This window comes from Lentzea sp. NPDC051213 (assembly GCF_044455585.1).
Lineage (GTDB): Bacteria > Actinomycetota > Actinomycetes > Mycobacteriales > Pseudonocardiaceae > Lentzea.
The window spans coordinates 920,225-932,427 of record NZ_JBITEX010000001.1 but is presented as its reverse complement, the minus strand read 5'-3'; the positions used below and the strand labels follow the sequence as shown (position 1 = coordinate 932,427).

Here is a 12,203-nt window from a genome sequence, read left to right as displayed (position 1 = left end):
CTCTCGTGGATGGAGCGATCGACCGGTCAGCCACCGGTGATGACGTCGACGCGCAGCTGTCGCGAGCTGCTGATCTCGCCCGGCGTGTAGCGCTCGGACACCCACTGCTTGCGGGCGAACAGCCGCGTCTGGTCGTTGTGGTGCGGCGAGGTCGGGTCGGTGGACTGCGAGTAGGTGAGCAGCGTCGCGGTGCGAGGGCCGGTCGCGGTCAGTTCGGTCGCCATCACGAAACTCGCCCCGAACGTCACCGGCGGGAAGCGGCCGTCCGCGCCCAACGGGCCGGTCGGCAGGCTCCCGACGACGTTGTAGCAGCCCTCCTCGCCCGTGCAGCCCGGCACGGGCAGCGGCGTCCCGCCGATCTCCGTCCGTTGCGCGGCGGACAGCGGTGCATCGAAAGGCAGGCCGAGGTCCGTCATGCGCTGCACCGATGCCACGAGGGCCTGCCGGACGCCGGCGGTGTTCAGGGTGTTCGGTGTGGTGGCCGGACGCGCGGGATCGAACGGCACCGTCCACAGGCCGGGTGTCTTCACCGCGCGAAGCCAGAACTCCCGCCACAGCACGGCACCACGGCTGTCCGGGTCGGCGCGCAGATCCCAGCCGGCGAGCGCCGCACAGGCCGAGGCAGGCAAGGGCTCCGTCCGGCACAGCGCCACGACCGCGTCCCGCGCCTGCTCAGCGCTGTGGTTGCGGTCGCCGTAAAAGAGCCGCTGCATGCTGTTGAGATCGAACTTCGCGGGGCCGAGCCCGTCCGTGCCCTGGAGGCGGCCGGTGATCTGGTCGAGGCCCAGACGGGTCCGCAGGGTTCGCGCGGTGGCGACGTCGCCGTAGATGCGGGGGTAGGTCAGCGGCGCGGCCGGGTTCGTCAGCCACAGGCTGTCGTTGCTGTTCGTGGTGAAGTCCCTGCGCGTGAGCGAGGGAGTCGCGCGCGGGCCGAAGATCCCCGGCTCGATCGCGTCAGGATCGCTCCCCCAGGCGCAGGCCGACGCCGAGCCGTCGAGCACGGTCTGGGCCGGGTACAGGGCTTTCCCCAGCGGTGAGTTGACGCACCGGGCGGCGTGCTCGTCGGTCACGTGCGGGACGACCGACGCGTCAGCGGTGTAGGCGACGCCGGCCGAGTCCACCGCGACCGTGTTCAGGAACGGCACACCCTGGTACCGCTCCTGCGCCGACCGCAGCTGGGCCACGCTGTTCGCCTGGCCCATCTCGAGCCATTCGTTGAGCGCGCGGACGTTGCCGGTGTTGGCGCCCTTGAACGCGAGCGCGCTCGTCGCCGTCCAGTTCGAGGCGACGAGCGGGCCGTACCGCGACGAGTACAGCACTCGGGTCACGGTCGACTGCCCGCCCACGGGCACCGTGATCTCCTTGCGCGTCATGGCTTCCGGCTTGCCGTCGACCAGGTAGGTGGTCGGGTCCCCCGGCGTGAGCGAGAGCTGGAACATCGTGAACCGCTGCGCCGTCGAGACGGTGTGCGACCAGGCGAGGTGGCGCGTGTGACCCATGCCGACCAGCGGCGAGCCGTAGAGGCTCCCGCCGCTGACGTCCATCTTGCCGGGGATGGTCAGCTGCACCTGGTAGAACCGGGCGTCGCCGGCCCACGGGAAGTGCGGGTTGGCGAGCAGCACACCGTTGCCCGCCTTGGTGCCGGCACTGCCCACGGCGATCGCGTTGCTCCCGGCGCTCGCGGATTCCGGCAGTGCCGGCGGCGGCGCGGTCGTACCTGGCGCCGCGTTCGCGATCAACGGCTTCACCGCACCCGTGCCGCCGAACTGGACGAACGCGTAGGCGAGGCGGTACACGTCGAGCTCGGTGATCGGGCGCACCCACGGCTTCGCCCGGCACGCCGGATCGCTGAGGTTCGCCACACCGGTGTCGTGCAGGAACCGGTTCACACCGGCGACGTACCCGCTCACGAGCTGCCGGACGTCCTGCGTCGGCCCCAGCGGCGCGGGCTGCGCGATGAGTTGCGTGATGCGCTGGTCGTCCGCGATCGCCCGGTGGTAGATGTCGCTGTCGAGGTTCTTCACGGGCATCGGCGACAGCGCGTCACCGGCGTCCGCGTCCGGTCCGAACACCGCCGACCGCCCGCCGGACACGGTGAGCAGGCTCTGCTCCAGCGAGCACAGGTTGTCACGCGCGAAAGCGTGCCCATAGCCGTAGCCGAGTCCGCCGAAGTCGGCAGCGAGGACGTGCGGAATCCCGAACTCCGTCCACCGCACGACAGCCGAGTACCGCGCGTCCTGCGTCGTCGCCGCGGTGGGCACCTGTGACAGCACCACCAGTCCGGCAGCCGCCGCGATCGCCAGCAGACCACGCATGTCCCGCCTCATCCTCCGTTGCTCCGCCCGGCTCCGGTGAGCCGCCGCTCGATCAGGTCCGGCCGGAGCACCCACAGGCACGCGAGGCTGCCGCCGAGCGCGGCCACCCCGATCGCAGGTCGCAGGCCGATCCCGGTACCGACGACGCCCCCAAGCAGCGCACCGGCACTGCGCGCACCCGCGCTGACCGCCTGAAACGCACCTCTGGCGCGGGACCGCAGTTCGTCGGGGACGATCATGGCGGACACCGTACCGATGTTGATGTTCTGCACGGCCCGTCCAACGCCGGACCAATAGAAAGCCGACAGGATCAGCACCGGCGCCGGGCCGGCCAGATCCGTCGGCACGGCGACCGTCCTGCTCCGTTTCCTCAGCGCGCTCGCGGTACCGGCGGAGCGGCAACCGGAGTCGGTCGAAGAACTCACGCTCGCCTTCCGCAGCGACGTCGCCGACCTGAGGAGCTCAGCAGCCGGTCGGTCCACTCAGGACGGACGGCGCGCTCACCCGTGCTCGGCACCGCGGCACGACTTCCCCTCACCCCGGCCGCAGAACGAAGTGCGTCATGACGACCGCGCACCGTCCCAGCTGAGCTCGCCCGTACCGCGGACGCGAAGGCCATCCGGGCCCAGCACCTCGACGGCCCCGGCGGACTTCAGCCTGCCGGAGCCATCGGCTCGCACGGTGAGCGTCCGGCTCTCGAAGTGCCCACCACCCACGCAGCGCAGCTGTCCGCCGGCGGCGGGTTCCACGCCGAGCAACCGCAGGTAGCCGAGCAACGGTTGGGCATGGCTGTGCAGGTTGGCGACGGGATAAGCCTGCATCGCCACGCCGAGGTCGGGCAGTGCCCAGGTCTCACCCGGCCGGTCGCTGTCCGGCGCGAGGTAGCAGTCCGGGCCGGACAACGTGCCCGTCCACGTGCCGGGGTAGGCGGCTGTGTGCGCGTGCAGGGTCATCCGCCGCCACTCGTCCCACGCCAGGTCCGGGTCGTGCCAGGCGGCCGCCCAGACCAGCGTCATGTTGATCGACGGCCACACCTGTCCGGGCGCGCCGGGCCACCTGATCCGCGCACCGAGCGGTGATCCGGCGCGGCACGTTTCGTCGATCGTGGCCAGCAGCGCCCGCGCCTGTTCAGATGTCGCCGCACCGCAGAGGATCGCCCACGGCTGCACTTCCAGCCACAGATCGTTCTCGCCCACGGGATCGGCGCCGGGTGCGTGGGCGCGGCGAAACCACCGTCCGTTCCACTCGGCCGCGACGCGAGCGCGCAGGTCCGCCGCGCGTTCCCGGGCCTGCGCCGCGGTGGCCTGATCTCCGAGCCGTTCGGCGAGACCCGCGTACATCGGCAGCACCCACGCGGCCATCGCCGAGTTGAGCACGGACTCACCGCGCTCGATCATCAGCTCACGGTCCACTCCGGACTCTTTGACGGCGAGGTCGTTCCAGTCGGCGTTGAGAATGCGCACGTGCCCGTGCTCGCCGACGCCGACCTCGTCGACGAAGAACCTGAACTGCCGCCTGAGGTTCTCGGCCAACGGCACCGGATCGGCGCCGTGGCACGGGTGGTACGGCACCGGCTCGGCGAACGCGGCGAGATCACCGGTGGCCGCGGCGTACTCGGCGGCGAGCCACAGCGCCCACAGGTTCTGGTCGGACGGCCGGAACAGCTGGGTCCACGGCTGTTTCTGGCCGTCGAGCGCGTACGGCAGGTCACCGTCCGGGCTCCCCCACGCGCAGGTGTTGCGCAGCACTGACAGCGCCAGGTCCGGTTCCAGGTACACCAGCGGCAGCGCGTGTTGCAGTGGATCCCTTGCGGCGCCGTTGAAACCGTGCCGGAACGAGTAGGCCGACCCCTGGTCGAGGGTGTGGCCACCTAACACGCCGTCTGCGCAGGCACCTCCCGTGAGCAGGGCGGCGTGCCAGGGAATCTCGGTGGCGGCCTCGGGCGCTCTCGCCGCCCGCGCGGATGGCAACCGTTCCCGGAGCCCGGCCAGGCTGCCCTCGTACAGCGCCGCGGGGTCTTCGGAAACCGTGGCCTCAAGCCCGAACCGGAACCAGATCCTCGTGCGATCGCCCGGCGGCAGCTCGAGCGGGACCGCGACCCTGAGCTGGCCCGCAGTAGTCGCCACCCGCTCACCGCCGAACACTTCCAGGACGACGACAGGGGCGTCCGCCGGGACTTCCTCCCGCGAAGGACCGAACTCAAGATTCACCAGGCGCGGCCGTACCTCCCACTCCTCGGTCAACGCCCCCCGCAACGCCACATCGCCCCGGTTCACGACGTCGACCCGGATCAGCACCCACGGCGCCTCCCCTTCCGGGCACAGCACCGTCCGCTCGACCTCAATACCCTCACCGGCCACCGCGACCCGGAAGAACGTCGGCCCGAACACCTTCGTGGCCGCGGAGTCGGTCGACAGCCCGCCAAGCCGGCTCACGCCGGTGCGTTCGGCGATCCACCGGCACCCGAGGTGCTCGTCCCAGAGCCCGGTCAGCCCGTCGCTGTCGGCCACCAGGGTGATCCGCCGGTTGCCAACGTGCGACCAGTGCCGGGAACTCGGCGGATCGATGATCGGATCCCACGTCACCGGACCGGCCCGGTAGACGAACGCGGGAAGTCCCTCGGCTGTCGACCATTCCCCGAACACGCCCGCCGCCTCCTCCAGTTCGACTGAAGTGATGGCTATCGGAGAACGACGGGCTCGGGTACCGCCGTCAGAGCAGGTCGGCGAGCAACGCGGCGGCGCGGGACGCACCGTCGGTCTCGACCGGCCGGTAGCCGACCTCGCGCCCGATCTCCTCGGCCATGGCGGTGGCCAGGACTTCGGGCTCGACGACGTCGTCGTAGGTCATGCACCGGCCTGCTCCGTACCGCTCGAGCCGGTGCCGGACGTGGAAGTTCTGCTCGAAGTGGTGGCGCAGCGGCACGAAGATGAACGGGCGCCTGGAAGCAGTCAGCTCCATGCAGGTGGTCAGGCCGCCCTGCACCACTGCCAGATCGCAGGCGGCGAGCACGCGGTGCAGGTCCGGCAGGTAGCCGAGGATCGACACGTCGTCGTGTCTTGGAAGGGAAGCGGGATCGATGCGTGGTCCGGTGACGACGAGGACCCTCAGACCTGGCACCAGCCTGCGTGCGGCGGGCACCGCGTCGAGCACTCGGCGGAGCAGGGCCTCCCCCACCCCGGAACCGCCCACCGTGACCACGCACAGCTTCTCGTCCTGGCGGATGCCGAGTTTCCGGCGCAACGCCGCGCGCTCGCTGTCGTCCGGCGGGTCGAACCCGGTGACGTAGCCGGAGAAGTCGAAGTTCTCCTCAGTCCACTCGCGGATGGCGGGCAGGCCCTCGCCGAAGTGCAGCGGGACCACGTCGTCCGGGTTGCCGACGAACACCGACCGGTCGCGGACGCGGCGCAGGCGTGCTCGCTGCTCGATCATCTCCAGGTTGTAGTCGGCGGTCAGGCGCTCCTCGCGGGCGCCGCCGCCGGGCATCGGGAGCCAGCCGACGAAGTCGGTCAGCCAGGCGAAGGCACTCCGCTTCAACCGCGGGTTCTCGTGCAGGAAGTAGTCGACCTCCCACGCCTCGTCACCGATGACGAGGTCGTACGGCTCGGCGTCGAGGACGTCGTTGAACACCATGAAGTTGTTCACCAGCAGCGCGTCCAGCCGGCGGAACGTCTCGAACACGTGCAGGTCGTGCTCTCCCGCGTCGTCCTCGACGTGGGCCGACTCGGTGGCGAGCCACGCGGACGCCGGGTGGATCCGCTCCCCCGCCGGGCCGAGCACCTCGGTGACCGGGTGCTGTGCGAGCCAGTCGATCTGCAGGTCCGGGCGCAGCTTGCGCAGCTCGGAGGCGATGGCCAGGTCGCGCCTGGCGTGCCCGAGCCCGATCGGTGAGCTCAGGTACAGCGCCCGCGGCGGCCGGGTGATCGCCCTGGACGCCCTGGTCTTCCGCACCACGGGATGCACCCGGTCGACGAACTCCTTGATCAGCAGGTTGATCCGCACCGGGTCCCGCGCGTGCACCCCGTGCCCGGAGCCGTCCAGCAGCACCAGCGACCCGCCGGTCAGCTCGGCGAGCCGTTCGCCGATCGCGTGCGGGCGGATCCGGTCGTCGGTTCCGTGGATCACCAGCACCGGGCACCGCACCGCGCGGCAACTGTCCTCAATGGACTCAGAACCGAGGCGACCGGCGGTGGTGTCCACCAGCGTGGCGGGCTCGATCTGGTGAGCCCAGCGCACGGCGTCCTCGATCTGCTTGGTGGAGTGCGGTTCGGGGAACATCCTGGCGAAGAACCAGTCGACGAAGTCGTCGTACCCGCCCTCCAGCCAGTGGCGCCGGTTGTACTTCCCCCCGCCTTCGGCCGACTCCCAGGCGAGCTTCTCCGGGACGCCCTCGCCGATGAGCGATCCGCTGGCGGGGCCGATGGCCACGATGCCGGTGACGCGATCCGGGTGGTGCGCGGCCACGAGCACCGACCAGGCGTCCCCGCGGGACAACGCGACCAGCACGGCGCGATCGGTCGACGTGGCGTCCATGACCGCGATCGCGTCGGCAGCGCACTCGATGTCCACATAGGACTCACCGCCGACCGGGCGGTCCGAGTCGCCGGAACCACGGCCGTCGAAGGTGACCACCCGGAAGTGCCTCGCCAGGTAGGGCACCTGCGGCTTCCAGAACGTCGACGGCACGATCGACCAGGTCGGCATCAGCAGAACCGTCGGCCTGCCGGGATTGTCGTAGACCCGGAACGCGAGCCGCACACCGGCGCGCTCGGCGAACCCGGTCTGGTCCGCCTCGCGGACCGGGCGCGGCTCGGCTTTCACGGCCGGACTTCGAGGACCTGGTTGAACGGCGTCTGGGCCACCCCGGCGAACCGGGTGAACCCGCCGGCGACCGTCACGTCGCGGATGCGCGCGGGCCCGGCCTGGGTGCCGAGTGCGAGCCCGACGTCCTGCGACAGGGAGGCCGGCGTGCACAGCAGGGTGGAGAAGCCGTAATAGGCGCGGCCGACCGGGTTGAGGTTGTCCTCCACGTGGTCGCCCGACATCGGTTCGACGATCATCCACGTGCCGTCGGCCGCCACCGCGTCCCGCACGTGACGCGCTGCCCCGACCGGGTCACCCATGTCGTGCAGGCAGTCGAACATGGTCACCAGGTCGTAGTCCGTGCCGCTGAAGTCCTTGGCGGAGGCCACTTCGAACGTCACGCGGTCACCCACACCGGCGGCGGCCGCCCGTTCGCGTGCGATCTCGATCGACTCGGGGTGGTAGTCGGAACCGGTGAACGTCGAGTTCGGGAACGCCCGCGCCATCAGGATCGTCGACGCGCCGTGACCGCAACCGACGTCGGCGACCTTGGCACCGGCGCCGAGCTTCGCGGCCACGCCGTCGAGCGCCGGCAACCAGCTCTCGATCAGGTTCGCCTCGTAGTTCGGCCGGAAGAACCGCTCACAACCGAGGTGCACGTCGGAGTTGTGCTCGTGCCAGCCGACACCGGAGCCGCTGCGGGCAGCGTCCAGCACCCGCCCGGCGTCGTGCACCGTGCCCAGCGCGATCTGGAACATCCCCGGCAGGAACGCGGGGCTGTCCTCGACCGTCAGCGCCACCGCGTGCTCGATCGGGAGGACGTACCGCCCGGTGGCGGGGTCGTAGGTGACGTAACCACCGGCGGCCTGGGCGTTGAGCCACTCCCGCGCGTAGGGCTCCGCGGTGCCGCTGCGATCGGCGAGCTCGGTGGGGCTGATCGGGTCACCGGACGCCATGATCCGGTAGTAGCCGAGCTTGTCGCCCATGACGACGAGCGCGGCGTTCAGCGTCGCACCCACCTCGTCGACGGCGCGGAACACGAACTGCATGAGCTTGTCGGTGTCGACCTCGGGTCTTGTCGTGGTCATCTGCTCTTCCCTCCTACGAGGGAACGGAACCTAGGCGCGCCTCCCGAACGTCCGCATCAGGTGCCCCACCTAGTGCCGCTCAGGCCCCCACGGGGTCGAGTCGCTTCATCGCGTGCTCGATCACGCCGACCAGCACCGACTTGCACGATTCGCGGTCACGAGCGTCGCACAGCATCAGCGGCACCGCCGGGCCGACGTCGAGCGCGTGCCGGACCTCGTCCGCGGTGTAGGAGTGGCTGCCGTCGAAGCAGTTCACGGCGATGATGAACGGGATCTTCCGGCGTTCGAAGAAGTCGATCGCCGCGAAGCTCCCGTCGAGCCGGCGGGTGTCGACCAGGACGACGGCGCCGATGGCACCGTAGGCCAGCTCGTCCCACATGAACCAGAAGCGGTCCTGGCCGGGCGTGCCGAACAGGTAGAGGACGACCTGGGGGTTGATCGTGATGCGCCCGAAGTCCAGCGCGACCGTCGTCGTGGTCTTGGCCTCGATACCGACCAAGTCGTCGACCTGGGCACCGGCCTCGGTGAGCAGTTCCTCGGTCCGCAGCGGGATGATCTCGCTGACCGAGCCGACCATCGTGGTCTTGCCGGCACCGAACCCGCCCGCGATCACGATCTTGACCGACGTGGGGACGAGCAGCTCGTCGCCCTGTTGCTTAGAGTCCACGGACACCTTCGAGCACCATCTGCAGTAGGTTTCGGTCAGGTACTTCCACCGTCCGCGACGGGTCGCGGGTGATGACGTCGCCGCGCTGGATCAGGTCGCTCAGCAGCACCTTCACCACGATCAGCGGTGCGCCCAGATACGCGGCGACCTCCGCGACCGACAACGCCCGGCGGCACAGCTTCATGATCTCAAGGTGCTCCACCGACAGCGAATCGGTGTCGGACGACGTGCGGATCGACCGCACCTGCGTCGCGACGTCCAGTTCGAACCTCGCCGGCCGGGTGCGGCCGCTCACCATCGCGTAGGGACGGACCAGAGGGCCCGCCGCCTCGTCGTACCACGCGTCCCCCGCGTGGGGCGTCACAGCGAACCACGCGCGATGGGCAACACCGGCGCCGTGGCCACTCGTGGCGCCGACGACAGGTAGGCGCCGACTCGCTTCACCAGCATGTTCATCTCGTAGGCGATCACGCCCAGGTCGGCTTCCTCCTCACCGACCACGGCGAGGCACGCACCCTGCCCGGCGGCGGTGACGAAGAGGTGCGCGTGCTCCATCTCGACGATGGTCTGCCGGACCTGCCCGCCGCCGAAGTGCCGTCCCGTGCCACGAGCGAGGCTCTGGAACGCCGACGCCATCGCCGAGAGGTGGTCGGAGTCGTCTTTGGACAGTTCAGAGGATCGCGCGAGCAGCAGCCCGTCCGCGGAGAGCACCACCGCGTGCCGCGCACCGGTCACGCGGCCGACCAGGTCGTCCAGCAGCCAGTTGAGCTCGTTGGGCTGGTTGGTCATGTTGTCCATGGGAAATCGCCCCTTTCGGTTCCAGTCGTCAGCCCACGAGTCACGGTTCCAGGGCATCAGGTGCCCGGCGGGCGTCGTGGGTGCCCTGCTGGAAGGCGGACAGTCCACTGCGGGATCGTTCGGCCTGCTGGTCGGAGTCGTGCACGGCCATGTCGTGCACGGAATGGAAGTCGTCGTTCGCCAGCTGCGGCGCGAGGTGTTCCTGGCGCCGCCGGCGTGGCAGTTGCGGCCGGTCGTCCTGCTCGACGACACCGCTCATCGAATCCCTTGCCGGGAACGAGGAGTCGGCGGGCCTGGCCTCCAGCACGAAGCCTTCCTGGTTCGGGAAGCCGCTCTGCTGCTGGTGATTCGTGCGGAACGAGTTCTGGTGCATCTGCGCGGTCTCCGCGCCGTCGATCGCGGTCGCGTCGCCGACGATCAGATCCGATGGGATGAGGACCAGCGCGATCGTTCCGCCATAAGAACAATCGCGCAGTTCGACCCGGATGCCGCGGCGGGCGGCGAGCCGGGCGACGACGAACAGGCCGAGGCGCGACTCGCCGCGCAACCTCATCGCCTCGAAGTCGGGCGGTGAGGCCAGCATCTTGTTGTGCTGCTCGCGGTCTTCCGGCTTGATGCCGAGGCCGTGGTCCTCGATCTCCACGACGACGCCCTGTGGCACCTCGCTGCAGTGCACCTGGACCTGCGAGCGCGGCGGGGAGAACGAGGTCGCGTTGTCGACGAGCTCGGCGATCAGGTGGATCGTGTCCGCGACGGCGGCGCCGGCCAGTGCCATCTCGGGCATCGGCTTCACCAGCACCCGCGCGTACTGCTCGGTCTCCGCGACACCGGCGCGCACCACGTCGAGCATCCGCACCGGCTTGCGCCACCGGCGTCCCGGCTGCTCGCCCGCCAGGATGATCAGGTTCTCGGCGTTGCGCCTGGCCCTGGTGGCGAGGTGGTCGAGCTGGAAGAACGCGTCGAGCTGGTCGGGGTTCTCCTCCTCGTGCTGCAGCTTGTCGAGGATCTTCAGCTGCCGGTGCACGAGCCCCTGGTTGCGGTGCGCGATGTCGAGGAAGACCCGGTTCACGCCTTCGCGGGCCTGGCTCTCCTTCACCGCCGCGGCGACCGCGGTGTACTGCGCGGCGTTGAACGCGTCGGCCACCTGACCGATCTCGTCGTTGCCGTAGTCCAGCGCGGGCACCTCGGCTGCCACGTCGACGTGCTTGCCCTCGCGCAACCGGCCGACGATGTCCGGCAGCCGTTCGTGCGCGAGCTGGAGCGAGTCGCTGCGCAGCCTGGCCAGTCGCGTGATCAACGCCTTGTTCACCAGGCGGCGGGAGATGCGCACGGCGACCGCGATGCCGATGAGCACCGCGATCAGCGCGACCACGCTGCCGATGAGGACGGTGGTCAGCTTGTCCTCACCGTTGCCCAGCGCGACGTTCACCGCGCCGGTGGACTGCTCGTCGACCAGCTCGATCAGCTCGGCGTTCACCGAGTCGCCCGCCTGCTGCCAGTCCGCCAGCCGGACGGTGTCGCGGATGGGCCGTTCCGCGTTCTGCACCAGGCGGTTCTCGAGTTCGGCCAGCTGCTGCCACGCCTGACCGCTGGTGAGGCGCTTGTAGTGCTCGCGCACGTCCGGCAGGGCGTAGGGCTCGATCGAGTTGAGCGAGGAGCGGTACGCGCCGACGAGGGTGACGAACTCGCGGTGCGTCTCCGGCGTGAACTTCCCGGCCGCCACCGCGCCGGCGGCGACCGAACCCGCCCGTGACATGGAGTCCGCGGCCTGGAAGTACTGGACCGCGGCCAGCGCGCCCTGCACCGTCTCGACGTCGGGCACGATGCGGGCCTGCGTGTTGAACAGCGCGGCACCGGAGTCCAGCACGCTGTTGTAGTAGTTGTAGATCTCGGCCCTGGCCTTCTCGCCCGACTCGAGCAACGCCCGGTGGCGCGAAAGCTGGTCGAGCAACCCGTTGAGCGAGTTGATCCCGCTGACGATCTCCGGGGGCGCCTGGGCGGCGAGCACACCGAACGCCGTCTTCATCGTCGCCAGCGACTCGTCCGTGGCCTGGCGCTGCTTCAGCAGTGCCGCCGTGCCCGATCCCGGCTGACTCAGGCTCGTCATGCTCAGCTCGCGCTCCTTCTGCAGCGCGGCGAACGACTTCACAGCTGGAATCGACGCGTCTCTCACGCCGGAGGCGACCAGGCGAAGATAGAGACCGTCGAACACCGTGTACGACGAGAACAGGGCCCACATCACCAGAAGCACGATGCTGGGAACCACCACGACACCAGTGAGCCGAGACCGAATCGTCTTGTAATTCGTGTCCGGCACGTTCTTCAGCTTCACAGCGCTCCACGTCGGCCCGAATTGGTGCCGGAAAGGTATCATCGCAAGATCATCTTGATCAAGAACGAGCGCTCGAAGCAGGGTCCCCGCCTGCGGTTTTGCCAAAAAAGTGATCTGCGCTACATCGCACTCGACAGACCGGCGCGTCCACAGATGAATTCGCTATCGAAAGACTCACATAGCTGTTCGACAATCTCACC

9 protein-coding genes are annotated in these 12,203 nt (G+C 69.7%); all 9 read right to left on the bottom strand.

From position 1 onward, the window contains the following. Positions 1–26: 26 nt before the first annotated feature. Positions 27–2,315, bottom strand: a complete 2,289-nt coding sequence (locus ACIA8G_RS04120; protein ID WP_396416770.1) for a penicillin acylase family protein — start codon at positions 2,313–2,315, stop codon at positions 27–29. An 8-nt stretch (positions 2,316–2,323) separates the two neighbouring features. Beyond that, the gene (locus ACIA8G_RS04115) at positions 2,324–2,740 is read right to left on the bottom strand and encodes a hypothetical protein (protein WP_396416769.1); all 417 of its coding nucleotides are present in this window, start codon (positions 2,738–2,740) and stop codon (positions 2,324–2,326) included. A 135-nt stretch (positions 2,741–2,875) separates the two neighbouring features. Further along, positions 2,876–4,960, bottom strand: a complete 2,085-nt coding sequence (locus ACIA8G_RS04110) for a GH36-type glycosyl hydrolase domain-containing protein (RefSeq protein ID WP_396416768.1) — start codon at positions 4,958–4,960, stop codon at positions 2,876–2,878. A gap of 67 nt (positions 4,961–5,027) precedes the next feature. Beyond that, complete coding sequence (locus ACIA8G_RS04105; protein ID WP_396416767.1) at positions 5,028–7,136, bottom strand: alpha/beta fold hydrolase; 2,109 nt, start codon at positions 7,134–7,136, stop codon at positions 5,028–5,030. After that, a complete protein-coding gene (locus ACIA8G_RS04100; RefSeq protein ID WP_396416766.1) occupies positions 7,133–8,206 on the bottom strand; it encodes a class I SAM-dependent methyltransferase in 1,074 nt (357 codons plus the stop codon). The genes ACIA8G_RS04105 and ACIA8G_RS04100 overlap by 4 nt, the downstream gene beginning before the upstream one ends. Before the next feature lie 79 nt (positions 8,207–8,285). Continuing rightward, on the bottom strand, positions 8,286–8,879 hold the full coding sequence (locus tag ACIA8G_RS04095) for a GTP-binding protein (RefSeq protein ID WP_396416765.1): 594 nt from the start codon (positions 8,877–8,879) through the stop codon (positions 8,286–8,288). Then, entirely contained in the window at positions 8,863–9,171 is a 309-nt protein-coding gene (locus ACIA8G_RS04090; protein ID WP_396417312.1) for a DUF742 domain-containing protein, read from the bottom strand. Before ACIA8G_RS04090 ends, ACIA8G_RS04095 begins: the two co-directional genes overlap by 17 nt. A gap of 62 nt (positions 9,172–9,233) precedes the next feature. Further along, on the bottom strand, positions 9,234–9,662 hold the full coding sequence (locus ACIA8G_RS04085) for a roadblock/LC7 domain-containing protein (protein ID WP_396416764.1): 429 nt from the start codon (positions 9,660–9,662) through the stop codon (positions 9,234–9,236). Between the two features lie 49 nt (positions 9,663–9,711). Beyond that, complete coding sequence (locus ACIA8G_RS04080) at positions 9,712–11,937, bottom strand: nitrate- and nitrite sensing domain-containing protein (protein WP_396416763.1); 2,226 nt, start codon at positions 11,935–11,937, stop codon at positions 9,712–9,714. Positions 11,938–12,203 lie beyond the last annotated feature (266 nt).

Coding starts and splice junctions, on each gene's coding strand:
- ACIA8G_RS04120 (WP_396416770.1), bottom strand. CDS start 2,315: ATGCGTGGTCTGCTGGCGATCGCGGCGGCTGCCGGACTGGTGGTGCTG.
- ACIA8G_RS04085 (WP_396416764.1), bottom strand. CDS start 9,662: ATGACCAACCAGCCCAACGAGCTCAACTGGCTGCTGGACGACCTGGTC.
- ACIA8G_RS04090 (WP_396417312.1), bottom strand. CDS start 9,171: ATGGTGAGCGGCCGCACCCGGCCGGCGAGGTTCGAACTGGACGTCGCG.
- ACIA8G_RS04100 (WP_396416766.1), bottom strand. CDS start 8,206: ATGACCACGACAAGACCCGAGGTCGACACCGACAAGCTCATGCAGTTC.